The organism is Paracidovorax wautersii (assembly GCF_031453675.1).
In the GTDB taxonomy this organism is placed as follows: domain Bacteria; phylum Pseudomonadota; class Gammaproteobacteria; order Burkholderiales; family Burkholderiaceae_C; genus Paracidovorax.
This window is the reverse complement of the sequence record NZ_JAVIZX010000001.1, coordinates 569,997-594,298: the sequence shown is the minus strand read 5'-3', so window position 1 is coordinate 594,298 and position 24,302 is coordinate 569,997. Positions and strand designations below refer to the sequence as shown.

The 24,302-nt window shown below is 62.8% G+C and carries 22 protein-coding genes; 17 read left to right on the top strand and 5 right to left on the bottom strand.

Going from position 1 to position 24,302, the window contains the following annotated elements:
- The first annotated feature begins 81 nt into the window (after positions 1 to 81).
- The 5 genes from QE399_RS02755 to QE399_RS02735 all read left to right on the top strand — a co-directional run bounded on the left by QE399_RS02755 (position 82) and on the right by QE399_RS02735 (position 3,902).
- A complete protein-coding gene (locus QE399_RS02755; RefSeq protein ID WP_309825897.1) occupies positions 82 to 666 on the top strand; it encodes a hypothetical protein in 585 nt (194 codons plus the stop codon).
- An 84-nt stretch (positions 667 to 750) separates the two neighbouring features.
- Positions 751 to 1,326, top strand: coding sequence for a D-glycero-beta-D-manno-heptose 1,7-bisphosphate 7-phosphatase (gmhB, locus tag QE399_RS02750; protein WP_309825894.1), 576 nt, complete (start codon positions 751 to 753; stop codon positions 1,324 to 1,326).
- Between the two features lie 76 nt (positions 1,327 to 1,402).
- Positions 1,403 to 2,140, top strand: coding sequence for a lysophospholipid acyltransferase family protein (locus QE399_RS02745; protein ID WP_309825893.1), 738 nt, complete (start codon positions 1,403 to 1,405; stop codon positions 2,138 to 2,140).
- Positions 2,141 to 2,300: 160 nt separating this feature from the next.
- On the top strand, positions 2,301 to 3,281 hold the full coding sequence (locus QE399_RS02740; protein WP_309825891.1) for a M48 family metallopeptidase: 981 nt from the start codon (positions 2,301 to 2,303) through the stop codon (positions 3,279 to 3,281).
- 174 nt (positions 3,282 to 3,455) lie between these two features.
- Positions 3,456 to 3,902 carry a rhodanese-like domain-containing protein gene (locus QE399_RS02735; protein WP_309825889.1) on the top strand — a complete coding sequence of 149 codons (447 nt, stop codon included), beginning with the start codon at positions 3,456 to 3,458 and terminating at the stop codon, positions 3,900 to 3,902.
- Positions 3,903 to 4,046: 144 nt separating this feature from the next.
- Here QE399_RS02735 and lysM read toward each other — a convergent pair whose 3' ends face one another.
- Positions 4,047 to 4,547: a peptidoglycan-binding protein LysM gene (gene lysM, locus QE399_RS02730; protein ID WP_309825887.1), complete on the bottom strand. Its 501-nt coding sequence runs from the start codon at positions 4,545 to 4,547 to the stop codon at positions 4,047 to 4,049.
- A gap of 191 nt (positions 4,548 to 4,738) precedes the next feature.
- On the opposite strand from lysM, the gene QE399_RS02725 reads away from it, so the two are divergent.
- Positions 4,739 to 5,515, top strand: a complete 777-nt coding sequence (locus tag QE399_RS02725; protein ID WP_309825886.1) for a type III pantothenate kinase — start codon at positions 4,739 to 4,741, stop codon at positions 5,513 to 5,515.
- Positions 5,516 to 5,553: 38 nt separating this feature from the next.
- Here the strand turns inward: QE399_RS02725 and QE399_RS02720 are convergent, their stop codons facing one another.
- Entirely contained in the window at positions 5,554 to 6,363 is an 810-nt protein-coding gene (locus QE399_RS02720) for a tetratricopeptide repeat protein (protein WP_309825885.1), read from the bottom strand.
- Between the two features lie 7 nt (positions 6,364 to 6,370).
- A complete protein-coding gene (locus QE399_RS02715; protein ID WP_309825884.1) occupies positions 6,371 to 7,039 on the bottom strand; it encodes a TetR/AcrR family transcriptional regulator in 669 nt (222 codons plus the stop codon).
- Positions 7,040 to 7,429: 390 nt separating this feature from the next.
- Here QE399_RS02715 and rfbB point away from each other — a divergent pair, with 390 nt between their 5' ends.
- The 8 genes from rfbB to QE399_RS02675 are packed head-to-tail and all read left to right on the top strand — an operon-like array spanning position 7,430 to position 16,955.
- Positions 7,430 to 8,503: a dTDP-glucose 4,6-dehydratase gene (rfbB, locus tag QE399_RS02710; RefSeq protein WP_309825883.1), complete on the top strand. Its 1,074-nt coding sequence runs from the start codon at positions 7,430 to 7,432 to the stop codon at positions 8,501 to 8,503.
- Positions 8,500 to 9,390, top strand: coding sequence for a dTDP-4-dehydrorhamnose reductase (gene rfbD, locus QE399_RS02705; RefSeq protein ID WP_309825881.1), 891 nt, complete (start codon positions 8,500 to 8,502; stop codon positions 9,388 to 9,390). Before rfbB ends, rfbD begins: the two co-directional genes overlap by 4 nt.
- Before the next feature lie 22 nt (positions 9,391 to 9,412).
- The gene (rfbA, locus tag QE399_RS02700; RefSeq protein WP_309825880.1) at positions 9,413 to 10,312 is read left to right on the top strand and encodes a glucose-1-phosphate thymidylyltransferase RfbA; all 900 of its coding nucleotides are present in this window, start codon (positions 9,413 to 9,415) and stop codon (positions 10,310 to 10,312) included.
- Entirely contained in the window at positions 10,309 to 10,854 is a 546-nt protein-coding gene (rfbC, locus tag QE399_RS02695) for a dTDP-4-dehydrorhamnose 3,5-epimerase (protein WP_309825878.1), read from the top strand. Before rfbA ends, rfbC begins: the two co-directional genes overlap by 4 nt.
- 3 nt (positions 10,855 to 10,857) lie before the next feature.
- A complete protein-coding gene (locus tag QE399_RS02690; RefSeq protein ID WP_309825877.1) occupies positions 10,858 to 11,685 on the top strand; it encodes an ABC transporter permease in 828 nt (275 codons plus the stop codon).
- Positions 11,675 to 13,066, top strand: coding sequence for an ABC transporter ATP-binding protein (locus QE399_RS02685; RefSeq protein WP_309825876.1), 1,392 nt, complete (start codon positions 11,675 to 11,677; stop codon positions 13,064 to 13,066). The genes QE399_RS02690 and QE399_RS02685 overlap by 11 nt, the downstream gene beginning before the upstream one ends.
- 32 nt (positions 13,067 to 13,098) lie before the next feature.
- Entirely contained in the window at positions 13,099 to 15,699 is a 2,601-nt protein-coding gene (locus QE399_RS02680) for a class I SAM-dependent methyltransferase (protein WP_309825875.1), read from the top strand.
- Positions 15,699 to 16,955 carry a glycosyltransferase gene (locus QE399_RS02675; protein WP_309825874.1) on the top strand — a complete coding sequence of 419 codons (1,257 nt, stop codon included), beginning with the start codon at positions 15,699 to 15,701 and terminating at the stop codon, positions 16,953 to 16,955. The genes QE399_RS02680 and QE399_RS02675 overlap by 1 nt, the downstream gene beginning before the upstream one ends.
- A gap of 19 nt (positions 16,956 to 16,974) precedes the next feature.
- Here the strand turns inward: QE399_RS02675 and QE399_RS02670 are convergent, their stop codons facing one another.
- Complete coding sequence (locus QE399_RS02670; protein ID WP_309825873.1) at positions 16,975 to 17,979, bottom strand: glycosyltransferase; 1,005 nt, start codon at positions 17,977 to 17,979, stop codon at positions 16,975 to 16,977.
- Between the two features lie 1,071 nt (positions 17,980 to 19,050).
- Here QE399_RS02670 and QE399_RS02665 point away from each other — a divergent pair.
- The 3 genes from QE399_RS02665 to QE399_RS02655 all read left to right on the top strand — a co-directional run bounded on the left by QE399_RS02665 (position 19,051) and on the right by QE399_RS02655 (position 22,861).
- Positions 19,051 to 20,877, top strand: coding sequence for a hypothetical protein (locus QE399_RS02665; protein ID WP_309825871.1), 1,827 nt, complete (start codon positions 19,051 to 19,053; stop codon positions 20,875 to 20,877).
- 78 nt (positions 20,878 to 20,955) lie between these two features.
- Positions 20,956 to 21,990, top strand: coding sequence for an acyltransferase family protein (locus QE399_RS02660; RefSeq protein WP_309825870.1), 1,035 nt, complete (start codon positions 20,956 to 20,958; stop codon positions 21,988 to 21,990).
- Positions 21,991 to 22,099: 109 nt separating this feature from the next.
- The gene (locus QE399_RS02655; protein WP_309825868.1) at positions 22,100 to 22,861 is read left to right on the top strand and encodes an SGNH/GDSL hydrolase family protein; all 762 of its coding nucleotides are present in this window, start codon (positions 22,100 to 22,102) and stop codon (positions 22,859 to 22,861) included.
- Between the two features lie 336 nt (positions 22,862 to 23,197).
- Here QE399_RS02655 and QE399_RS02650 read toward each other — a convergent pair whose 3' ends face one another.
- Positions 23,198 to 24,283: an acyltransferase family protein gene (locus QE399_RS02650; RefSeq protein ID WP_309825867.1), complete on the bottom strand. Its 1,086-nt coding sequence runs from the start codon at positions 24,281 to 24,283 to the stop codon at positions 23,198 to 23,200.
- Positions 24,284 to 24,302: the final 19 nt, after the last annotated feature.

Below are 24,302 nucleotides of genomic sequence, written 5' to 3'. Positions count from 1 at the left end.
CGTATGAGCGCCCGCATCCCTGAAGCCGCGCCCGAGCCCACGCCAGGGGCTGCATCTTCACCCCCCTCTGCATCTGCATCTGTGTATCAGCAGCAGCGCACCGTCTGGCTGCTCTTCATCCCCCTGGCACTCCTGGGCGGCACCCGCTGGGTGCTGCAGTGGATGGCCGACCGCGCCACGGGCGCGCCCGCGCTGCCTCTGCAACCTTTCGCCGGCACGCAGGACCCGATGGCCGGGCTGGCTTCCGCGGGCTATGCCGTGGCGGCGCTCGTGCTGCTGGTAGGGGGCTTGATCTGGGTCGGCCGCCGCTGGGGCGGGGCGCGGGTGCGGCGCCTGCTGCTGGCCGGCTGGGTGGTGCTGGGCGTGGCGGGTTCGGCCGGTCTGGTCGTGCGCCACCTGAATGTGCAAGGCCTGCAGCCGCAACCGCCGGCCGCCGCCGAGGTGCTGGGCAGCCGCCCGCAGAAGCCCTCGGTGCGGGCGGCGGGCGGCACGCTGGTCGTGCTGCGCATCGCCGGCTGGCCACAGGTGCAGCAGGTGCTGATCGACGACCTGGCCGCTGCCCAGTGGAAGCCGGGCCAGGCGCTGCGCCTGGACTGGGCGACGGGCCGCTTCAGTGGCCGCTTCGTGACCGGCTGGCAGCCGGTTGCGCCCGCCGGCGGTGCCTGAAGGCCTACGGCCTGGTGCTTGGTGCCTGTGGCCGGGGTGCCCGCGCAGGCGGGCCGTCACCCGCCGTTCCTGGATAATTGCCGCATGAAACTCGCCATCCTCGACCGCGACGGAACGCTGAACGTGCCGGGTGAGCCCTTCATTGCCACAGCCGATGAATGGACCGCCGTGCCTGGCGCGCTGGAAGCCGTGGCGCGGCTGAACCACGCCGGCTGGCACGTGGTGGTCGCCACCAACCAGCCGGGGCTGGGCCGGGGGCTGTTCGATGTGCTGGCGCTCAACGCCATCCACGCCAAGATGCACCGGCAGATGGCCGCTGCGGGCGGGCGCATTGATGCGGTGTTCTACTGCCCCCACGCCGAGAGCGAGCACTGCGCCTGCCGCAAGCCCGCCCCGGGCCTGATGGAGCAGATCCGGGACCGCTACGGGGTGGAGGGGGGCGAGGTGCTGGTGATCGGCAGCTGCCCTGACCACCTGCTGGCGGCCTCCGGCCTGGGCGCGCAACTGCACATGGTGTGCACGGGCGCGTCGGCCCGCCTGGCGCCGGAACTGCCGCTGCCGCCCGATTGGCCCGCCGGCACCCGCGCCCATGCCAGCCTGGCGGCACTGGTCGATGCCCTGCTGCCACCCGTTGGCGGCAGTCTGCAGCTTGCGATCTGATTGCTATAAAAATGGTAGCTATATGCGCTTGCTGTATAAGCGCTAGCGCCTAAAAATACTTCAACTCTTCACTTCCATGGCCCTGATCCGTTCCATCGTCCATCTGCTCTGGATGGCCCTCACCTGCGTGCCCTACACGCTGCTCATCCTGGTGGTGCGCCTGTTCGGCGCGAGCACGCGCACGCGCTACCGCATCGCGCGCGCCTGGCTCAAGCTGAGCGTCGATGCGGCGCGCGTCATCATGGGCATCCGCACGCGCATCACCGGCATGGAGCACCTGCCGACGGACCCCAAGCAGGGCGTGGTGCTGCTGGTCAAGCACCAGTCCACCTACGAGACCTTTCTGATGCCCGCGATCATGCCCCGGCCGCTGGCCTACGTGTTCAAGCGCGAGCTGCTGCGCATCCCGTTCTTCGGCTGGTCCATCGGCAGCCTGGACATGATCCATATCGACCGCGGCAATGGCGCCCGTGCCTTCGTCAAGGTGCTGCAGCAGGGGCGCAAGCTGCTGGGGCAGGGCACCTGGGTGATCATGTTCCCCGAAGGCACGCGCGCCGCCCGGGGCGAGAAGGGCCAGTACAAGAGCGGCGGCACGCGCCTGGCGGTGGACGCCGGCGTGCCTGTGGTGCCGATCGCCGTCACCTCGGCCAAGGTCTGGCCGCGCAAGGCGTTCATCAAGCGTCCGGGCACGGTGGACGTGTCCATCGGCCAGCCGATCTCCAGCGAAGGGCGCCAGCCGGATGAGCTGATGCGCGAGGTCGAGGCGTGGATCGAGGCGGAAATGCGGCGGCTGGACCCCGAGGCGTATCCATGAACAACCCCCTGAGCCGCGTTGCGGCTTCCCCCTTCTCTCACGCTGCGCGTGGGAAGGGGGACGACGCCAGCGCGGCGGGGCGGCCCTTGCGCGGCGTCCGCTGGTCGGGGCCGCGCCAGTTTCACGGGCCGCTCGCGGCGCTGGGCTCGGTGGGAGGCTGATGCAGCGGCTGGTGCAGCTCGCGCTGGATCTGTTCGGCGGGGCAGGCGAATCTCCTGCGGCGACCGGGCCGGCGCCGCGCCGTCAGCGGGTGCGTGAATCGATGCCCAAAGTGCCTGTTGCGCCCGACCTGCGTGCGCTGGCAGCTCCTGATTCAATAGCGCGGCCTGCGGCGCCCGCAGGGCCGCCAGTGCCCGGCGTGCCGCTGGGCACGCTGCTCGCCCCGGCCATCTTCCGCCATCCCCAGGCCAGCCGCGAGGTGCTGCTGGGCGATGCCGTGGTGGCCTACGCGCTGCAGCGGGCACGCCGGCGCAGCATCGGCTTCAGCGTGGGGCCGGACGGGTTGTCGGTGCGCGCTCCGGGCTGGGTGACGCTGGCCGCCATCGATGCCGCGCTGCGCGAGAAAGCCGGCTGGATCCTGCGCAAGTTGGGCGAGGCGCAGGAGCGCCAGCAGCGCCAGGAAAGCGCACGTATCGCCTGGGGCGACGGCGCCGTGCTGCCCTACCTGGGCGAGCCGCTGACCGTGGTGCTCGATCCCACGCACGGTTTTTCCGGCAAGGGCGGCGCGCTGGTGGAGACGGCGGAAGGCGCACGGCAACTGCACGTGGGCCTGGCGCGCAGCGCCGCGCCCGCGCAGGTGCGCGATGCCGTGCAGGCCTGGCTGATGCGCGATGCCCGCCGGCGCTTCACCGAACGCCTGGACCATTTCGCGCCGCTGCTGGGCGTGCGCTGGACCAGCCTGCGCCTGTCCAACGCACACACGCGCTGGGGCAGCGCCAAGGCCGACGGCTCCATCCGCCTGAATTGGCGGCTGCTGCACTACCGCCCGAGCGTCATCGATTACGTGGTGGCGCACGAGCTGTCGCACCTACGGGTCATGGACCACAGCCCCCGCTTCTGGGACACGGTGCGCAGCGTGGTGCCCGACTACGCGCAGCTGCGCAACCGCTTGAAGGACGAGCCCGCCCCGCAGTGGGACTGACACAGCGCCGGTTCCGATCCACAGGGCCGGCTGCCGGCAGCAGCCGTTGCGCCCAGCGGCCGTTCGGTGATCGTGGGGAACGCAGGCCGTCGCCGCTTTGCAGGTGGCCCATGAGGCTGGAATGCGCTTTGAAGCGCGAGACCTTCACCATGGCGCTTCTGCCAGAATGGCCCCATGACGACCCCATCCACACCCACCCCCGCTGCGATCCCAGACACCGTGCGCCCCGCCGAAGGCTATGCGGGCGATGTGACGCCGCAACTGGCGTGGCAATGGGTGCAGTCCGGTGAGGCCGTGCTGGTGGACGTGCGCACCGACGCCGAGCGCGACTGGGTGGGATTCGTGCCGGGGGCGGTCGCCGTGCCCTGGAAGCACTGGCCGGGCATGGCCCTCAACCCCGGCTTTGACAACGCCCTCCGCGCCGCCGTGCCACCGGACGGCAAGGCCGTACTGCTGTGCCGCAGCGGCGTGCGCTCCGTAGCGGCCGCGCGGCGGGCCACCGAGCTGGGGCTGTCGGCCTACAACATCCTGGAAGGCTTCGAAGGCGACGCCGACGAGGAAGGTCACCGCAACCGCCGTGGTGGCTGGCGCTTCCGTGGCCTGCCATGGCGCCAAGGTTGATGGGCGGCCGCCGACCGTCACCCTACGCCCCTGACACCGCTGCAGCGAAGGCCGTCTTGGCCGGGCGCCGACGCAACCCCCGAATACCAGGCGCAGCACTGACGACGCGGCTCCCGACCCTCGGGAGCCTGGTCGCCCACACCCTTACAGCCGCGGAATGCGCAGCTTCTGGCCCGGATAGATCTTGTCGGGATGCGTCAGCATGGGTTGATTGGCCTCGAAGATCGCGGGGTACTTGTTCGCGTTGCCGTAGTACTTCTTGGCCAGGGCAGAGAGCGTGTCGCCACGGATCACGTCGTGGTACTGGGCCTCAGGTTCCTCCTGGGCCACGCTCATCTGGTTGTCCACGCTGGTTACGTGGGCCACGTTGCCGCAGCACAGCGTGACCTTCTCCTTGGCGGCCTGGTCGGGCGCTTCGCCCCGCACCGTGACATTGCCGGCCGGGCCGTCGAACGTGACCTGCACGTCGCGCACACCGAGGTTCTGGGTGGCGATGTAGGCCGCAATGGCCTGGCCGGCCTTGGCGTTCAGCTCCTCCTGCGACGGGGCTGGTGCGGCGGGCGTCGCTGGCGTGGCTGCTGCGGCATCGCGGCCGTGGCCGAACAGCTTTTCGCCCGCTTCCTTGACGAAATGGAAAAGACCCATGGCATGTGCTCCTGTGGTGGCTTCTTGAAAACGTCGAGCGACCACTGTAGCGAAGCCGGAGCAAGGCGCCTGTCAGATAAGCCCCCACGTCCCGCTGCCGCTGCGGAGGGGCCCGCATCGCGCTGGCAGGGCTGTCACGCATTGCACTCGGACCGCCGGGGCGTGCCGGAAAACTCGGGATAATCCGCCGCATGACTTTCCTGGCCATCGACGTGGGCAATACGCGCCTGAAGTGGGCGCTGTTCGACGCACCGCAACCCGGGGCCTCCGTGCGGGCCCATGGCGCCGAATTCCTCGACCACATCGATCGCCTGGCAGAAGGGGCCTGGGCGGGGCTGCCGGCGCCCACGCGCATGCTGGGCTGCGTGGTGGCCGGCGATGCGGCCAAGCGCCGCGTGGTCGAACAGATGGAGCTGTGGGATGTGCCGGCCCAGTGGGTGGTGTCTTCGGCCCAGGAGGCCGGCCTCGTCAATGGCTACGACCATCCCTCCCGCCTGGGGTCGGACCGCTGGGTGGCCATGATCGGTGCGCGCCACCGCATGCTGGCGCAGGGACCGGCGCGGCCGCTCATCGTGGTGATGGTGGGTACGGCGGTCACGGTGGAGGCGATCGACGCCGAGGGCCGCTTCATGGGCGGGCTGATCCTGCCGGGCCACGGCATCATGCTGCGCGCGCTTGAAACCGGCACGGCCGGGCTGCATGTGCCGACCGGCGAGGTCCGGCTCTTCCCCACCAACACCAGCGACGCCCTGACCAGCGGAGGCACGTACGCCATCGCAGGCGCGGTGGAGCGCATGTACCAGCACCTGAGACAGCACTGCGGCATGGAGCCGGTCTGCATGATGACCGGCGGCGCGGGCTGGAAGATGGCCCCGAGCATGACGCGGCCCTTTCAACTGGTGGAGAACCTGATCTTCGACGGTCTGCTGGAAATCGCCTCCCGCCGGCTCGCCCCCGTGCCTGCCTGAAAGTCCTGCTCCTGACGGCGGCGGGACAACCCGGCTGCTCAGCCTTCCAGCTCCTGCTGTGCGAGCGCGACGGCCAGATGCTCCAGCGCGTCGATTGGCTTGGCGCGGGCTGCGGCTTCATACAGTCTGGTGGCCTCCGGCATGTGCGCATCCCCTCCGAGCATGAGCAGGGCATTGGCGTATTCGATCTTGCCGATGACGGTGGCGGGGTGAAGCTCCAGCGCCTCCTGGAAGTACCGCAGGCCCTGTGCGCGGTGCGCTCCGAAGGTCATTTGCCCGACCAGATCTCCCACCTTGTCGATCACCTCGGCATGGAATGCGCCCAGCGCCAGCCGGGCATCGGCATGCTGCGGAGACAGGTCGATCACGCGCTGCAGGGTGTCACGCACGGCCAGGCCCAGCCCTTGCGCCAGGGCTTTGGCCACGCTGATGCCCTGGCTGTATCGGCCCAGCGCATAGGCATGCCAGAACCATGCATTGGCGTTGCCGGGGGCGTGGTCCGCCTGCCGGGCGGCGCGCTCCGCCGCCATCGAAAGACGGGCCAGCCGTGCGGCCTCGCTGGGCTCCAGGTAGTGGGCATGGATGATGGCCGCCTTGTTGGCCACCGTCAGGCCCGCACCGCCAGCAGCCAGGCCCGCCTGCTCAGCCCGGGCGAAATGGCCGCTGTGGAACAGGGTCCACGCCTGCAGCACGGCGGGGTCCTGCGGCAGGGGCTCCGCATCTCCAGCATGTAGGAGGTGCCACTGCGCAGCCACTTCCTGCGGCGTGAACGGATAGCGGTCCGTGTGAGGAAAGGGCGCCCAGGAAAGGTCTGGTGGCGCAGGGCTGTCAGTGAGGCGATGCGGCATCCCGTCCTCAGACCGCGGGCGCGGCGGTCGCATAGGCCTGCGACAGCACCGCCAGATGGGCCTGCTGCCCTTCGTCCAGATAGGGCATGAGCAGGCTGAGGACATGGCGTGCACCGCGCAGGAGCGCGGCCTGGGCGTTGCCGGGCTCCAGGGCGTGCCGGGGGGCGCGCACGTACTCGAAGTTGAGCCAGTAGGTGAGTACGACCACCATGCTGGTCGCGGTGGGGTGAACCTCTTCGGGGGGCATGTGCAATGCGTCGGCGCGCCGCAGGGCATCGAGCATGGCATGCACTGCGCGCGTCTTGTTTTGCAGCACGGCCTGGAACTGTGTCTCCAGGCGGCGGTTTTTGGACAGCAGGTCGTTGAGATCGCGGTACAGGAAGCGGTACTGCCAGATCAGCTCGAACAGCGTGCGCATGAAGAACCAGGCATCCTCGATGTCGTTCACGTCGTCCGCAGTGGCCAGCAGCGCATTGATCGACTGCTCGTACCGGCCGAACAGCGCATTCACGAGTTCGTCCTTGGCAGGATAGTGGTAGTAGAGATTGCCGGGGCTGATGTGCAGCTCGGCAGATATGGCCGAGGTGGAGACGTTGGGTTCGCCAAAGCGATTGAACAGCTCCTGGCTGGCTTCCAGAATGCGTTCGGCCGTGCGCCGCGGCGGCTTTTTCGCCATGTGCTGCCTCCCCTTGTCTCGTTGGGTGAGTGGTCGGTCTCGTAGCCGACTCTACTCCACAGGCTCCAGACTGCCATGCTGCGGTGCAGCACTGGGGCTGCTCTCGACGGGCGATCCCTGACGGCTTCCCCCAAGCGCTGTCGCTGTGCGCCAGCCGTCCGAACAGATTGTGCTGATCACTTCAGCACATATTCCCCAGCATGCAAATTCAACCCTGCCGGCGGAAAAACTGCATAAAAAGCAAACTTTCAGGAAGTTTTAGGTGCAAAGCCCTAATTCAGGAAGCGGCGATGTCTGACGCAGTTCTCTCGTCTGCTTACGGCAGTGTTACAGATTTGCGTTACATAATCGCCGGTTCCGCGCTTACGCGCGCTCCAAATTACGCATCCCATGATTCTGGTCACCGGCGGCGCCGGCTTCATCGGCGCCAACTTCGTTCTGGACTGGCTCGCTGCCAGCGATGAGCCTGTCATCAATCTCGACAAGCTGACATATGCCGGCAACCTGGAGACCCTGTCGTCCCTGGAGGGGGATGCACGCCATATCTTCGTGCAGGGAGACATCGGCGACAGCGAACTGCTGACGCGGCTTCTGGCCGAGCACCAGCCCCGTGCGGTGGTGAACTTCGCTGCAGAGTCGCATGTGGACCGGTCCATCCACGGGCCAGAAGACTTCATCCAGACGAATGTGCTGGGCACGTTCCGCCTGCTGGAGGCCGTGCGGGCCTATTGGGCAAGTCTAGCGCCTGAGAGCAAGGCGGCGTTCCGGTTCCTGCATGTTTCTACGGACGAGGTCTACGGATCGCTGTCCAAAGACGATCCTGCCTTCACCGAAGACAGCACCTACGAACCCAACAGTCCCTATTCGGCGAGCAAGGCCGCCAGCGACCACCTGGTGCGCGCCTGGCACCATACCTACGGCCTGCCGGTGCTCACGACCAACTGCTCCAACAACTACGGGCCGTTCCACTTCCCCGAAAAACTCATCCCGCTGATGATCGTCAACGCGCTGGCGGGCAAGAACCTGCCGGTATATGGCGACGGCATGCAGATCCGCGACTGGCTCTATGTGAAGGACCACTGCAGCGCCATCCGCCGCGTGCTGGAGGCCGGGCGCCTGGGTGAGACCTACAACGTGGGCGGCTGGAACGAAAAACCCAACATCGAGATCGTGCACACGGTCTGCGCGCTGCTCGACGACCTGAGCCCCCGCGCTGACGGCAAGCCGTACAAGGAACAGATCACCTACGTCACCGACCGCCCTGGCCACGATCGTCGCTATGCCATCGATGCACGCAAGCTCGAACGCGAACTGGGCTGGAAGCCTGCGGAGACTTTCGAGTCCGGGATTCGCAAGACGGTGCAGTGGTATCTCTCCCATGGCGATTGGGTGCGCAACGTGCAGAGTGGCGCCTACCGCGAGTGGGTCGAAAAACAGTACGACGAGAGCAAGGCTGCGGCATGAAGCTGCTGTTACTAGGCAAGGGCGGACAGGTTGGCTGGGAGCTGCAGCGGAGCCTGGCTCCGCTGGGCGAACTCGTTGCGCTCGATCACGACAGCACCGATTACCCTGCTGACTTCAGCCAGCCTGACGAGGTGGCCGACACGGTGCGGCGCTTGCGCCCTGACGTGATCGTCAATGCTGCTGCCCACACTGCGGTGGACAAGGCAGAAGCCGAGGTGGAATTGGCGCGCAAGCTCAACGCGACCACACCCGGTGCCTTGGCCCAAGTGGCCGAGGAACTGGGCGCGTTGATGGTCCATTACTCCACCGACTACGTCTTCGACGGCAGTGGCACGACGCCTAGGCAGGAATCGGACCCTACCGGCCCGCTCAGCGTCTATGGCCAGACGAAGCTGGAGGGCGAGCAACTGATCGTTCAGCAGTGCAGCCGACACCTGATCTTTCGCACGAGCTGGGTCTATGCGGCAAGAGGCGGTAATTTCGCCAAGACCATGCTGCGCCTGGCCAAGGAGCGCGATAGCCTGACGGTCATCGATGACCAGTATGGCGCCCCTACCGGGGCAGAGTTGCTGGCCGACATCACTGCCCACGCGATCCGTGCCACGCAGGAAGATCCGTCCAAGCATGGGCTGTACCACGCGGTGGCCGGTGGCGAGACCACTTGGCACGGCTATGCGCGTTTTGTTCTGGCGACAGCGCAAGCCATGGGGGTGGAGCTCAAGGCCGGTCCAGAGGCGGTCAAGGCGGTACCGACCAGTGCCTTCCCGACGCCAGCCCGGCGACCGGCGAACTCCAGGCTGGATACCCATAAGCTGCAGGCCGCCTTCGGCCTGCACTTGCCGCACTGGGAAGAAGGCGTCGCGCGCATGCTGCGCGAGACGATGTGACATAGCCCGACGAGCGCAAAAAATGACATCACAGACCACACGACGCAAGGGCATCATTCTGGCCGGCGGTTCCGGCACGCGCCTGCACCCGGCCACGCTGGCCATCAGCAAGCAACTGTTGCCGGTCTACGACAAGCCCATGATCTATTACCCCCTGAGCACGCTGATGCTTGGCGGGATCCGCGATGTGTTGATCATCAGCACGCCGCAGGACACGCCGCGGTTCCAGCAATTGCTGGGTGATGGCAGCCAGTGGGGAATGAATCTGCAGTACGCCGTGCAGCCCAGCCCTGACGGGCTGGCCCAAGCCTTCCTCATCGGCGAGCAGTTTCTGGATGGGGCGCCGAGCGCCCTGGTGTTGGGCGACAACATCTTTTACGGCCACGACCTGCAGCAACTGCTGGGTGCCGCCGATGCGCAACCCAGCGGCGCTACGGTCTTCGCTTATCACGTGCACGACCCTGAACGCTATGGCGTGGTCGCCTTCGACGCGTCCGGCCGCGCGGTGAGCGTGGAGGAAAAGCCAACGGAACCGAGGAGCAACTACGCCGTCACCGGCCTGTATTTCTACGACCAGCAGGTCGTGGACATCGCCAAATCCGTCAGGCCCAGCGCCCGCGGCGAACTGGAGATCACGGCGGTGAATCAAGCCTACCTGGACCAGGGTCGCCTCAACGTGCAAATCATGAAGCGTGGCTATGCCTGGCTGGATACGGGCACGCACGAAAGCCTCCTGGAGGCTGGTCAGTTTATTGCCACGTTGGAGCAACGCCAGGGACTGAAGATCGCCTGTCCAGAAGAAATCGCTTGGCGCGGCGGGTTCATCGACGCCGCCCAGGTCGAGAAGCTCGCCGCACCTCTGAAGAAGAACGGCTACGGCCAATACCTGATGCGCCTGCTGCGCGAGGAGTACCACGGATGAAGGTCACGCAAACCAAGCTCGACGGCGTGCTGATCCTGGAGCCGAAGGTCTTCGGTGACGACCGCGGCTTCTTCATGGAGAGCTTCAACCAGCGCGTGTTCGACGAGGCCGTGGGTCAGCACATCGACTTTGTGCAGGACAACCATTCCCGTTCCACGAAGGGCGTGCTGCGCGGACTGCACTACCAGTTGGAGCAGGCGCAGGGCAAACTCGTGCGAGTCACGCGTGGCGCTGTGTTCGATGTGGCGGTAGACATCCGCAAGAGCTCGCCGACCTTTGGGCAGTGGGTAGGCGTGGAACTGAATGAGAGCAATCACCGACAGCTATGGATTCCGGCCGGCTTTGCGCACGGCTTCGTGGTGACCAGTGAGAGCGCGGACTTCCTCTACAAGGCCAGCAATTACTACGCCCCGGCGCACGAGCGCTGCATCCTGTGGAACGATAGCACGCTGGCCATTGAGTGGCCAGACACGGGCAACGCGCCAGCGCTTTCTGCGAAAGACCTGGCAGGCTGTGCATTGGCTGACGCAGAATGCTTCTGACGTATGAATCCGCATTCTGAAGCCGCTGCGTCACTTCCTGCGCTACTGCGCTCTTTGTGGCTACACCGCCAACTTATCGCCCGTATGAGCCGCAGGGAGATTGTGGGCCGATACCAAGGTTCCGTCATGGGACTCTTGTGGTCTTTCCTCAATCCGGTATTTATGCTGGCTGTGTATACCTTCGTATTTTCCGTAGTCTTCAAGGCCCGCTGGGGTGCGGGCGAGGAGAGTAGAGGGCAGTTTGCTGTAGTGCTGTTTGCCGGGTTGATCGTACACACTCTTTTTTCTGAGGTGCTAAATCGGGCGCCACAATTGATTTTGGGCAATGCGAATTATGTGAAGAAGGTTGTTTTTCCTCTGGAAGTATTGCCGGTAGTTCAACTTTTGGCTGCAGCATTTCATGCGCTGGTCAGCATCGTTGTTCTGCTGGCGGCGCAGTGGGTGTTCAACGGTGGCGTGCCCTGGACTGTCGTCCTGCTACCTGTGGTTGCATTGCCGCTTTTAGCGCTGACGCTGGGTGTGGCTTGGATGCTGTCATCTTTGGGCGTCTTCGTGCGCGACGTTGGGCAGACTACCGTGCTGGCTACCTCGGTGCTTTTGTTTCTCTCCCCAATTTTCTTTCCGATCAATGCGCTGCCTGCGAACTTTCAGGTCTGGATGCACCTAAATCCGCTTACTTTCATCATCGAACAGGTGCGTGCTGTCCTTGTGTGGGGGCAGCAACCGGATTGGATTGGCTTAGTGCAGTACTCTATTGCCGCAGTATTGATCGGTTGGCTGGGATTTGCCTGGTTTCAGAAGACTCGCAAGGGGTTTGCCGATGTCCTCTAAAGAAACCGTCGAGCAACCCGTCGTTATTCGTGTGCAGGGGCTGCACAAGTGCTTCCAGGTCTACACAACGCCTGGCCACCGGTTGCGGCAGTTCATCCTGCCTCGGTTGCGGCGCTGGATGGGAATGGCGCCTAGAAACCATTTTCGAGAGTTCTGGGCGTTGCGTGATATCTCGCTCTCCATCCGTAAGGGGCAGACTGTAGGCATCATTGGCCGCAACGGATCCGGCAAATCCACGCTGTTGCAGATGATCTGCGGCACTTTGCATCCCACTGCTGGGAGCATTGAAGTCCAGGGTCGCGTTGCCGCGTTGCTCGAATTAGGATCTGGCTTCAATCCTGAGTTCACTGGGCGGGAGAATGTATTCTTCAACGCCGCAGTGCTGGGCCAGAGCGAGGAGCAGACCCGTGCCCGGTTGGCCGACATTGAGGCTTTCGCCGACATCGGTGACTTCATTGATCAGCCTGTGAAAACCTACTCCAGCGGCATGATGGTGCGATTGGCCTTTGCGGTCATTGCCCACGTAGACGCTGACGTGCTCGTCATCGATGAAGCACTCGCGGTGGGAGATGCCTTTTTCACCCAGAAGTGCATGCGCTTTTTGCGCGATTTCATGCAGCGCGGCACAGTGCTGTTTGTAAGTCACGATACCGCTGCCGTAAAGAGCCTGTGCGACAGCGTTGTGTGGATCGATAAAGGGCAGATGATGGAAAGTGGCGGAGCCAAGGAAGTGTGTGAACACTACCTGCAGGCGTTCTACGAAGCACAGCAGGGGATAGTCGCCCCCTCTCCCCGTCGTACAACGTTTCCACGCTCTTCGGTGTTGGACGCTGCGCCGCACGACCAGCGCAGGGACTTCATGAATGCCACTCCGTTACGCAACGATATCCAGGTCTTCCGGTTTCGGCCAGATGCCGCCGCCTTTGGTCACCGGGGTGGAGTCGTGACGAATGTCTACCTGCTTGATGAGCAGGCGCGGCCTCTGAGCTGGGTGGTGGGCGGAGAGTCAGTGACACTGCGTATTGATGTGCAGTGCATCGAGCGGATGCGCTCGCCTATCCTCGGTTTCTTCGTCAACGACCGCACTGGCCAAGTTCTCTTTGGCGATAACACCTGTTTGGCCTATCTGGACGATCCGCAAACTTGTGAAGTGGGTGAGACGGTTCGGGCAGAGTTCGACTTCGACATGCCGCGCCTGCCCCCCGGCGACTACACGGTGACGGTGGCTTTGGCGGACGGAACCCAGGACGACCACGTGCAGCACCATTGGATCCACGATGCGCTGCAGTTCAAATCGGAATCCAGCAGTGTGTCGGCGGGTCTAGTGGGCATTGCCATGCGCCGCATCCAGATTGATGTGGGTGCGCCGGAGGCGGCCTGACGGTTGCGCAAAGAACAACGGACCCCTCTTACATGAATGACATTTCTCGCAACACGGCCCCCTTCGATTTGGCATCCATGTTGATCGAACCGCGCCGGTTGGTGCTGCCCAATCCCTGGGCGGGCCATATTCCCTTCGCATCCTGGCTGATTCGCCAGTTGCGGCCGCGCGTATTCGTGGAACTGGGCACGCACACTGGCAATTCCTACTGTGCGTTCTGCCAAGCCATCGACGAAACGCCCGGCGCGCCTACGAAGGCCTATGCGGTCGATACGTGGCAGGGCGATCCTCATGCGGGTCTGTATGACGACAGCATCTACCAGCAATTGCGTGCCTACCACGACCCCTTGTACGGCGGGTTCTCGACTCTGCTGCGCAAAACCTTTGATGAAGCGTTGGTAGATTTTGCGCCTGGCAGCGTGGATCTCTTGCACATCGACGGCCTGCATACCTATGAAGCCGTGCGGCACGACTTCGAGACTTGGCTGCCCAAGCTGTCGCACCGCGCCGTCGTACTATTCCACGATACCTGCGTGCGCCGCGACGACTTTGGCGTGCACCGCCTGTGGGATGAGGTGTGCCAGCGCTTCCCCGGTTTCAACTTCACCCACTCCAATGGGTTGGGGGTGCTGCTCGTGGGACAGGATCGCTTACCCGCACTTGTGGAGTTGGTGGACCAAGGCGTCAATCCGCAATGGGACCAGGCGCGCGCGCTGTTCTCCCGTTTGGGCGCGGCGTTCGAGCTGCGGTTGACCAGCGAATTCCTGTCCGACCGGTGTGCGCATCTCACGCAGGCTATCGACGAGCGCGACGCTCAATCGCTGGTGCTGTACCGGACCATTGACGAGCGCGACGCGCAGACGCGCGAACTACATGAGCAAATGGGCGAACTGCATGCGCAGACGCGCGAACTACATGCGCAAATGGGCGAACTGCATGCGCAGATGAGCCAGAAACTGGCGGCTCAGCACGCCCGAAATCACGAACTGCAGGCGGCACTTGCACAGACGCAAGCAGTGGCCGACCGCCAAGATCGCCGCGCCGCGGAACTCGACGCAGCACTGCAGGGAGTGCTCTCTTCCCATTCCTGGCGCATCACGCGTCCTTTGCGTGGGGCACGACGCGTAGCCGGTCGTGTGCTGGCGCTGGTGCGGGGATCCAGGCCTGCGAACGCTCTCCGGCTGGCGCAACGCCAGTTGAAGCAGCACGGCCTGTCGGGTTTTCTGCGCCGTGTTCCTTACTATCTGCGCCAGTTGCGCCAGCGCCCGGGGCTGCTGGCCGCTGCCCAGGCGCACGCGCCTCAGTTTCTGCCGGCCGCCGGCATGCGGCATGAGGTGCGATTGCATCCCGAACTGCTGGTGCAGGCGCCACAGCATCCGGGAGTCACCGTCTCCGTGGTCATTCCGACGCTGAACGCAGGAGCGGAATTCCCCTGGCTGCTGCAGAAGCTGCAGGGCCAGCAGGGCATCGGCGGCGTTGAGATCGTGGTAGTCGATTCCGGCTCTAGGGACGGTACGGTAGCGGTTGCCAGAGAGGCTGGCTGTGTGGTGGTAGAAATCCTGCCCTCTGAGTTCTCGCACAGTTACGCGCGTAACCGTGGTGCAGACGAAGCCACAGGCGACTACCTGCTGTTCATGGTGCAGGACGCCTATCCCATCGGCGATCACTGGATGGCAGGCATTCTGCAGTTCCTGCAAGATCATGCGCACGAGAAGCTCGTAGCGGCGTCGTGCGCCGAGTACAGCCGCAGCGATAGCGACGTGATGTATGACTCCATGATTCATACCCATTACCAATTCCTGGGCTGTCTCCATTACGACCGCATAGGTGAGCTCAAGGACGGAGGGCATGCAGCGCTGAGATCGGAAGGCCAGCTCAGCGATGTCTCGTGCATGATCGATCGTGCTACCTTTCAGCGTTACCGCTATCGTGGCGACTATGCCGAAGACTTGGATTTGGGCATTCGCCTGATCCAGGACGGATACCGCGTAGCCATGCTGGCATCGGTGAAGGTCATACATTCGCACAACCGGCCCGCGTACTACTATCTCAAGCGCTCTTTCGTGGATGTGATCTTCCTGGTCAACCTGTTTCCCGACTTCGACTACGCGCATATCGAATCGCAGAGTGGCCTCTTCGCGGGGGTTCTCTCTACCGCAGTGCATCTTTCGCGTTGGCTGCAAACGCCACTACCGCCGGAGGGCTCCGACACGGGCGGGATGCTGCGCCGCTTCAGCGACGAGGGGCGACGTCAATTCGCGCGCTTGGACCTTGACGGGCCGATAGGCCTAGGGGACGTGCGGCTGGACGCATGGCTGCAGACCCTGCGCGAGCGCCAGGATGCAGCCGGCTTGCTACAGCGCAAACTCACGGGCAAGGAGGCGGCTGAGGCGCAGCGCTTCCTGGATGCCTTTCTCTCGCGCATCGACCATTTCGCCCATTTCGTGGGGTTGACATACGGCCTTTGCGCTGACGCGCTTTGCACGGAGCTACGCCAAGCAGTCGTCAAGGCCTACGCGGCGGCTGCGGGCTCTGCGCTGGCCTTCATGTTCCTGGACATGGAGCGCAAGCGTTGCGAAGGGGATTTCGCGCAGGCCCAGTCCCTCTACTCCGATTTGAAAGCGGGCGTTTGATGCGAATCGTATTCGTCCTTCACCAGTTCTACCCCGAGTTTTCCGGCGGTACCGAGCGCGTTGTCTTCAACCTGGCGCGCAGCGTGCAGCGCGCCGGCCATTACGTCCATGTATTGGCGTGCACTATGCGCGCAAGGGCACGTACGGCCCAGGGGGTGGCGATCCACGAGGTTTACCGGGGCATCCCAGTCACGCTGGTGCCGCGCGAGCACCTGCCCGCCGAAGGTGATATTGGCTTTGATGTGGCGCCCCTCGTCGTGGACGAGCTGCGCGACTGGATGCGCACGCAGCGCTTCGATCTGATGCACGTGTTCCACACGATGCGCATGGCCTCGGCCGTACTTGCCGCGCAGCAATGCGGGTTGCCGTATGTGACCACGCTGACCGACTTCTTCACAGGTTGCTACCGCATCAACGCCATTAAAGCATCGGGCGACGCCTGCGCGGATGCGGAGCAGGGCCATGCCTGCGCGCGGGACTGCCTGGTGCCACCGTGGACGGACAGCAGTCTGGAGCAGCGCCACCAGCATGCCCGCGCCTTTCTGCAAGCGGCGGGCGAGCGCGTGGTGCCTTCCGAATATGTGGCCCGCTATTTCCGCCGTACGTTTCCCGACCTAGAGTGGCGTGTTGTTCCGCATGGCGTGGATTTTCTCGGCTTGTTACCGATCGCACAGGCGGCGAGTACAACACCCGCTGCTGCACCCGCCGACGGCGTTGGCATCGTCACCCTTGGCTACTTGGGGGCCATCATTCCGCAGAAGGGCTTGCGCGTGCTTCTTCAGGCGCTGGCGCGGGTGGATGCCCCGCATCTGCAGCTGCGCATCGTTGGTGACTTCTCTGGCGACCCGGTACATCAGGCTGAGATAGAGCGTCTGATTGCTGCCGACCCGCGCGTCCAATGGGTCGGGCCTGTGGCGCCGGCCGATGTGGCGGCGGAGCTGGAGCGGTTCGACCTACTGTGCCTGCCGTCCACCGTGCCCGAAACCTTCTCTCTGGCGTTGCACGAGGCGGCTACCCTGCGCATTCCTGCCCTGGTGTCGGACCTTGGAGCGCCTCCGGAGCGCATCCATGCGCAAGGCGGCGGGAAGGTGGTCGCGGCTGGTGATGTCGTGGCCTGGGCGCAGGCGTTGGGCGAACTGGCTGCGGACCCGACGCAGCTGCGTACCTGGCGTAGCCAGATACGCATGCCTTACCGCATGGAGGAGGAGGCATTCTTTTACGAGTCGCTGTACCGGCAACTCGTAGCGCCGAAGTAGCACCGTAGCTTGGGAGGCGTTACAGCAACCCAAGCGCCACCATGGCGAGCAGTCCGGCCTGCGCTACTAGGCTTTGGCGTGTCAGGCCCGCCCGGCGTGCTTGGCGTAACCGTAGCACTGGCCCTCGGCCATGTCGCGCACCCTGGAAGGCGGCCAGCGCCTGTGTGGCCTCGACGGTCAGTTGGGGCTGGAGATCGATCATTGCCCCTTCTGTGGCGGTGCCCCAGACGCGGTAGCCTCCCTGACTGACCTTCCACAGGCGCAGTGCTCGACGGCGCCAGCTTGGCGCAGCGCCAATCACGTTGGCTGCGTGCTGACGGTAAAGCAGACAGGGTTTCTCGTCGTAGACCATTTGCGCCCCGCAGGCCGCCGCCGCCAGGTAGGCGCTCCAGTCGTGCAGCACCATGTGCGCGGACTGGATGCGGCGTAACGTGTGCAGCAGCGCCTGGTTGAACACCATGCTATTGCCGCCTGCCACGTTCTCTACCAGCGCGTTGCCAATGCCCAGTGTGTGTGGCACGCGGGAATGTCCTAAGGGGTTCAATGCGCTGTTGGTGATGGTAGTGCGTGCCATATACAGGCCCGGCTGCTCTGGCGCGGCGCGCGCAGCGTGCCACTGCGCGGCACGGGCAAGCTTGTCCGGCAGCCACACGTCGTCCTGGTCACAAAAAGCGACCAGATCGTTTATGCCGACGCCGCCGATGCCATGAATCAGGCTAAAGAAATTGCGCGCGGCACCTTGTCGGGGGCCCTGCAGTAACTGCACGCGAGTGGGGTGGGCATGTGCAAAAGCCTGCAGCAGCCCAACCGTACCATCGGTGGAACCGTCGTCGCTGGCCCAGAGCAGCCACCCTCCATGCGTCTGCGCCGCGATGGACGCCAGTTGCTGAGACAGATGGGGTGCGCCTTGGTACGTGGCGAGCAGGATGTGGATCACAAAACCTTGCATTGCGGCGGTTTCAAACTTTGAAGTGCAGCACCTGAACTTCAGGCAGTTCTCACAGTGCGCTTCACGATACAGCATTCGCAGCCAGAAGCACGTATCGCTCTCGGTTTCTATTCTGTACTGAAGGCAGCTAGCCGCATGCTGATAGGAAAGGCCGCGAACGCATACCCCAGGGGCTTGCGGCGCATTTGCAACTCACAATTCAACTCTCGGACGGGGAGGTTCAATGGCCATGCCTGCCCCGCAGATGACAAAGCAGTTGCCCAAAAGGGGGGGCGTCGCCTCCCAATGGAACAACCTGTCCGTTCCCGCTGATTCAAGCGGGTATACGTCTGCGCGCAAGAGATCCGCTTGGCGTCATCGACGAGGCACAGGCCCACTTGATGTGCGAATGCAAACAGGAATTTCGTGCCCGTGCGCCTTCAGAGTACCGATCTGGGGATGTGGGGGATATCCGTCTTAATTGCAAGCGGCCACGTCTCAGGCTTGTCGGCGCCCCCCCCGGTCGATACGGGCACGATTTGGTTGTTCTGCGAGACGTCAACGCTCAACCCTCTCAAAAATGCTGCCCGCGCCAAGGGGTAAGGGGTGAGCTTTTTAGATGAATGCCGTGGCGCCGTGGTCTTGAGCCCACGACGGACCAAAGCTGCCTGCACATGGTGCATCCGGGCTCTTAATCCGAGCTATCCGTGCTCTCCCCTGAAGTTCCCGAAAGTTTGTGACTCACGTCACATTCCGTTCGAACGCGTCGTTGGTCCTCGCACCTCGCCATGGTACTTATTGCGGGGCTGCGACGATGAGGTTCCCGAGGGCTCGAGCATCAATTGCATGGATGCGTCAATGCCTGCTGCAAAACGTGTCGATGGATGCCTCGCTGGCGCCTCGAAAAAGGCGTGGCACTGCGCCGCAACCTGCGCCAATGTTGGGGGTTGCGCGAAACAAACACCTCTTTGAGGTTTTACAACTCGCAATGCAGTAACGACGATGCATTCGGCTTGTAACTCTCCCTATAATGGGCCGCCGAACGACACTTCGCAACAGTCTTTCCAAGATGTGTACGAGATGTCTTCCGGGTTTCAGGCTAGCTGGGGGGTAGCTCTGGCAAGGACCCGAAAGCTGAACTAGTTCCAACTTTTTTTAGAGGTTTTCATGAAACTTACCAAAGTAGCTCTTGCAATCGCCGGTGCTCTGGCCTTTGCTGCTGCCCATGCTGGTCAGATCGACTCTTCGTCCTCCACCCTGGCTATCGAAGTGATCAAGAGCGACGCCCAAGTCGTTCGCGCTCCTTCGAAGACCTACAACTTCTCCGGTGACATCAACGCCTCCACCAACGAGCAGCGTCTGCAACTGCAATACACGCTGACCAAGGGCACGTGGGCTGTCGGCGCTGGCCAGCTGTTTACCTCTACCGGTTCGCTCGTGGACGTCAGCGCCGCGGGTACGCTCACTGTTGCGTACACCGACGCGGGTAACAACGGCGTTGCTCTCTTCCCCGCTGGAACGGTGATCAACGCGTTTCTCACGCCTGATGCCAAGACCGTGGTGTTCAACGTAACGATTCCGGCAAACGCAGCCAATCTGCTGCGTACGCCTGCTTTCACCGTGAATCCAGGTGCTCTGGGTGCTGGCGGCAATATTGGTATCAACAACCTGTTCTCCGTGGCTGGCACCGCTGCTTGCGTGGCTCCTGACCAAAATCTGGACATCAACTTCAAGCACTTCACGAACCACACCGGCAACAACGTGGTGCAAACGGCGGCGTCGCCTGACTCCGAACACGTTCGCCAAGGTTCGACCAACGACGCCCGTCTGCTGAACTTCACGCAGAACCTGGACTTCGTGTTCACCCCCGCTGCTCAAACGTCGCGTACCACCGCTCAGTCGCTGAACACGCAGTTGAGTGCCGCCAACTATTCCACGGCTCTGCAAGCTGGTCTGCCTTTCACGGGCGTGCAACACCACCTGGGCCGCGTGGCAGTGCGCCAACGTTCCAATGGTCTGGATCTGAACTACGTGAACACCTATGGTGACTCCGTGGCTCCGTTCGTTGCTGCCAACCCCTTCATCGCTGGTGATTTCGCCTACCCCGCAACGGCCGCTTCTGACGCTGGTGTGGTGGAACTGTCCGCCGCAACGGTTACCCTGGCTCTGCCCACGGCATGGCCTACCGGTACCGTTGTGACGGCGCGTGATGCTGCTGGTGCTGCCATCGCTGGTATCGCCAACGTCACCACGACGGCTGGTCAAACCGCTATCACCCTGACCGCCACGACGCCTGCAGCTGCAGCGGCTCTGGCCAACGGCGTGGAAGTGTTCGCGATCTTCCCTGGCACGATCCTGATCCCACAAAGCGGTGGCATTCCCGCCACGGCTACGCTGGTGAAGGCTATTGCTGGTGCTGGTGTCGATTTCTCCGAACAGAACAACCAGTGCACTGGTTCGCTGACGGGCATCGGCGGTGGCATCAAGATCGACGTGCGTAACTATGCAACGGCTGCCAAGTTCGCCAGCACCGGCACTTCGACCGCTGTTCGCGTGATCAACAACAGCGAAAGCCAACCGGCTGACGTGTATGCACAGATCATCTACGCAAACGGCCAATACGGCCCATGGGGCAAGATCGCTGATCTGGCTCCCCGCGCTGTGGTGAACCTGTCGTCGCAAGCTATCGAGGCCCTGCTGACCAACGCACCCGCCGCCACGAACCCCTTCGGCACCGGCACCGTGTACACGTCCGCTCCTGGCGCTGCCGTGGTGGCTAACTCCACCGCCAGCACCGGTGACCGTCTGCGTATCGTTTCCAACACCGGCTCCACGCTGCGCGTGCAAAGCTATATGGTGGTGGGTAACTCTGTGCTGGACACCTCCGGTGGCCAAGGCGTTGACTTCGAAAACGCTGCCAACGACCGTACGCCTTCGACGGCTATCGACGCTCAGCCAGTCTCGCAAGACGCTATCAACGGCCTGGGCCGCTAATCATCAGGCTGAGTTTTCAGCCTTTGATCGAAAAAAGGGAGCTTCGGCTCCCTTTTTTTTTGGAGAGGCACTGAGAAAATGATGGAACTCGCGAGAAATGAAAACCGATTCGATATCTTGCGGCTGCTGGCTGCCTGGTTGGTGCTGTATAGCCATGCTTTTGCACTGGCAGGGCGAGTGGATGATGAGCCCTTCAGGCGTCTAACCGGTTTTCTGGCCGGGGAGGTGGGGGTGAGCGTTTTTTTTGTACTGAGCGGGTATTTGGTTGTGCAGTCACTCGAGCGCAGTCCCTCGGTATGGAATTTTCTGTGGCGTAGGGCCCTGCGGATCTATCCCGCGCTGTGGATGGTCGTGCTCCTGTGTACGGCTGTGCTCGGGCCATGGGTCTCCCAACTGGATGCTGGCACTTACTGGGCCAGCACCACCACATATGCCTATCTGTTGAATGCCAGCGCATACTGGATTCAAAACGCGCTGCCAGGCGTGTTCGAGGGCAATCCGTGGCCTGTGGCGGTGAATGGCTCTTTGTGGTCGCTCACTTATGAGACAGCCTGTTATCTCTTGCTAGCGCTTGTGGGGTGGCTTCCTGGCGTATTACGCATCAAGGTGATCGTGGCTCTGGCACTGCTGATGGCTTGGTGGCTGGGGTTTGCTTTGATGAACCCTGAAGCGGGCGAGACTGTGTTGTGGGGAGTCAGCCCTGGCATGCTATTCGTCAAGCTAGGGAGTGTTTTTTTCTTGGGAGCGGCTTTAGGCTTGTTGCGGGAACGGTTTCAGCCCAGGGGCTGGCAAGGGGCTCTCCTGGTGCTCTGTGCGTTGCTGCTTTCCGGGCCTGCTCGCCCCTTGCTGTTTCAGTTGGGGGTTGCCTGGTTGGCGCTGGCGCTGGCATTGCGTGCCAAGTGGCTACCCGCCATTCCATCGAGGATGGGGGATTGGTCTTATGGCTTGTATCTGTATGGCTTTCCAGTACAGCAGACCCTCGCCCACTTCGGCGTGCATGAGCGGGGTCTGGCTGTCTACATCGCAGGGTCGACCGTAATCACCGCCATGCTGGCTGCCATGTCTTGGTACTGGGTCGAGAAGCCTGCGCTTCAACTCCGCCGAAGAATGTAAGTCTGTCTGGAGATGCGGGAGAATGAAAGGCAAACTACGTCAAGCGTGCATGCTTGGGCTACTCGCTGTGTCAGTCGGAAGCGCTGCAGGGACCGCACCTGTAAAGGTAATGGCACTGGGTGACTCCATCACAGAGGGCTATTGCATCAAAAATGCAAGCGACCAAAGTACCCGCAACTGTGGCACAGAATCCTATACAGAACTACGAGGATCAGATGTTGCCAATTGCAGGTTCAAAGAGATTAAAGAGCGCAACCTCGGAGGCTATCGCGTGCCCTTCAAGGCGAGAGCTCTGCAACGGGGATGGAATTTCCAGTATCTCGGGAGCCGTGGCTTAGGGTCTGTGGGCGCGGTCGCCCACATGGGATTCCCCGGCTGGCAGATTCCATTCCTGACCCGATGCGTGCAAAACTGGATATTTACGCAGGGCATGCCAGACATCATCCTATTGCAAGCTGGAACCAACGATGCGATCAAGGAGCCGTACGCGACGCCAGCCAGCGTTGCGGCTACCATGCGTGAGCTGCTCTCGAAGATTGCGGAGCTGTCTGCTGGTCGGCGGCCTCGCATCTTGCTTGGCGAACTCCTTCCAATTCACGCATATCGCACCGCTCCACCTTTCGATGAGGCTGGACAACCGGCCAAGGTCGCTGAATCGATCAGAATAGGTTACAACGCTCTGCTTCCTAGCCTCGCTGCTGAGATTAACTCAAACACGAATCTGGCGGTCACTGTGGTCAAGATGTCTGAAATCAGCCCGGCAGACTTGAGTGATGGCGTCCATCCAAATCCGGTTGGCTACGCCAAAATGGCTGACGCGTGGATAACGGCATTGACAGGTTTTGCCGGAGAACTCAGCAAGGCGGACTGAGTTTCTTCCTGAAAGTCAAAGCATGTGGGTTCGAGCATGAGCTTGCGTTGCGCCGCCAACGTTGTTGTCTGAGCTTCTATTTGACTGAGATAGATCATCGCGGAATATAGACCCGAGTTGTCTTAGAACGTGCTCACGATCTCCCTGGGGTCGCGCAGCGCAGCAGGACATGGAAAGGCGCGTTGGCGCCCCGGCCGCTTGCATGGGCTCCAGCGCCTGCAACGCATCCGAGGCATTTACTCAAAGCCCGGTGCCGCTCCAACGCGATCCCTTGCGAGATCGTAAATAGGTTTTAGAAGCGACACCATGACCTCTCTTGCCTGCGCGCGTGGCCGCTCATGCGTTGGTAGGTGCGCTGCGGCTGTGCTTGAATCTGCGTCGCAGGGGCGATTCAACCAAGTAGTAGCTGCTTGCAGCAACCGCTACCGTCAGGGCGGAGCCAACCGCCATGCAGGTGCCAAGACCGATACCATGCCGTGCCCCATGGTCCTCCGCAATTCGGTAAATCGGGTAGTGCCACAAGTAGAGTCCATAGGACCAACGCCCTACAGTCACTAGGAGCGGATGGCTCAGCATTGATGCACAGCCTTCCGTTGGAGCGATAACGATGCTGGCGATCAAGCCGGCTGTCAGCAACGCCACCAGCGTATACCCAACCAGAAACATCCCGGGGTGCTTCCAATCCAGTGTTCCTGCACCTGCGGTCAACAGCAATAGTGCCGCTATGCCGATCCTTCTCCAGCATTTTGCGACCGTAGGTGCTATGGGGGATGGAGCAAGACGTGAGTACAGCAGCGCAGGAGCGCAGCGCTCAAGCACCAAGGCCAATGTGCAGCCCGCCAGCAAGGCTGCGGCACGGGTGTCGAGACCGTTGTACATGCGAGAGGCACTAGCGCCATCCGTGTATAGGAGCGCCATCCAGCCAGCGCTTATAAGCATTGCGCCAGTGGCCAGCCATTCCATGCGGCGCTTGGACAAGTGGGCCCTTGCGCTCAGCACCATGGTCAGAGCCCATAGCATGTAAAACTGCTCTTCGATCCCCAGCGACCAAGTGTGGCCTAGGTAGTCTGGGGCGTGCCAGTTGAAAGCGCGGGTCCAATGAGTCAGCGCTAGCGCAACCACTCCAATGTCTGAAAGCCATGCACGAGCCGCACTGGGCGGAAGCAGTCCCCCGTGAGCTGCTAATGCATAAGCCGCCAACAATATGAGGAGGGCGGGTTGCAGACGCGCCGCACGACGCATGAAGAATGCCTGCCAGCGGACCCGACCTGTCCGATTAAGCTCGTCCAGCAGCTGTGTGGTGATGAGAAAACCACTCAGCACGAAGAAAACATCTACGCCAATAAATCCGCCCTGTGCGCCAGGCCATTGGGCGTGAAAAAGCATCACGGCGATGACGGCAACACCACGCAGACCATCCATAGCCGGCCAATACCGCATG

Bases quoted from the DNA above. Each gene is read 5' to 3' on its own strand.
- QE399_RS02745 (WP_309825893.1), top strand. From the start codon at position 1,403: ATGGCCCTGATCCGTTCCATCGTCCATCTGCTCTGGATGGCCCTCACC.
- QE399_RS02670 (WP_309825873.1), bottom strand. From the start codon at position 17,979: ATGCTGTATCGTGAAGCGCACTGTGAGAACTGCCTGAAGTTCAGGTGC.
- QE399_RS02715 (WP_309825884.1), bottom strand. From the start codon at position 7,039: ATGGCGAAAAAGCCGCCGCGGCGCACGGCCGAACGCATTCTGGAAGCC.
- QE399_RS02725 (WP_309825886.1), top strand. From the start codon at position 4,739: ATGACTTTCCTGGCCATCGACGTGGGCAATACGCGCCTGAAGTGGGCG.
- gmhB (WP_309825894.1), top strand. From the start codon at position 751: ATGAAACTCGCCATCCTCGACCGCGACGGAACGCTGAACGTGCCGGGT.
- QE399_RS02675 (WP_309825874.1), top strand. From the start codon at position 15,699: ATGCGAATCGTATTCGTCCTTCACCAGTTCTACCCCGAGTTTTCCGGC.
- QE399_RS02740 (WP_309825891.1), top strand. From the start codon at position 2,301: ATGCAGCGGCTGGTGCAGCTCGCGCTGGATCTGTTCGGCGGGGCAGGC.
- QE399_RS02665 (WP_309825871.1), top strand. From the start codon at position 19,051: ATGAAACTTACCAAAGTAGCTCTTGCAATCGCCGGTGCTCTGGCCTTT.
- QE399_RS02650 (WP_309825867.1), bottom strand. From the start codon at position 24,283: ATGGATGGTCTGCGTGGTGTTGCCGTCATCGCCGTGATGCTTTTTCAC.
- rfbA (WP_309825880.1), top strand. From the start codon at position 9,413: ATGACATCACAGACCACACGACGCAAGGGCATCATTCTGGCCGGCGGT.
- QE399_RS02655 (WP_309825868.1), top strand. From the start codon at position 22,100: ATGGCACTGGGTGACTCCATCACAGAGGGCTATTGCATCAAAAATGCA.
- rfbD (WP_309825881.1), top strand. From the start codon at position 8,500: ATGAAGCTGCTGTTACTAGGCAAGGGCGGACAGGTTGGCTGGGAGCTG.
- QE399_RS02660 (WP_309825870.1), top strand. From the start codon at position 20,956: ATGATGGAACTCGCGAGAAATGAAAACCGATTCGATATCTTGCGGCTG.
- QE399_RS02720 (WP_309825885.1), bottom strand. From the start codon at position 6,363: ATGCCGCATCGCCTCACTGACAGCCCTGCGCCACCAGACCTTTCCTGG.
- QE399_RS02690 (WP_309825877.1), top strand. From the start codon at position 10,858: ATGAATCCGCATTCTGAAGCCGCTGCGTCACTTCCTGCGCTACTGCGC.
- QE399_RS02685 (WP_309825876.1), top strand. From the start codon at position 11,675: ATGTCCTCTAAAGAAACCGTCGAGCAACCCGTCGTTATTCGTGTGCAG.
- QE399_RS02735 (WP_309825889.1), top strand. From the start codon at position 3,456: ATGACGACCCCATCCACACCCACCCCCGCTGCGATCCCAGACACCGTG.
- rfbC (WP_309825878.1), top strand. From the start codon at position 10,309: ATGAAGGTCACGCAAACCAAGCTCGACGGCGTGCTGATCCTGGAGCCG.
- rfbB (WP_309825883.1), top strand. From the start codon at position 7,430: ATGATTCTGGTCACCGGCGGCGCCGGCTTCATCGGCGCCAACTTCGTT.
- QE399_RS02680 (WP_309825875.1), top strand. From the start codon at position 13,099: ATGAATGACATTTCTCGCAACACGGCCCCCTTCGATTTGGCATCCATG.
- lysM (WP_309825887.1), bottom strand. From the start codon at position 4,547: ATGGGTCTTTTCCATTTCGTCAAGGAAGCGGGCGAAAAGCTGTTCGGC.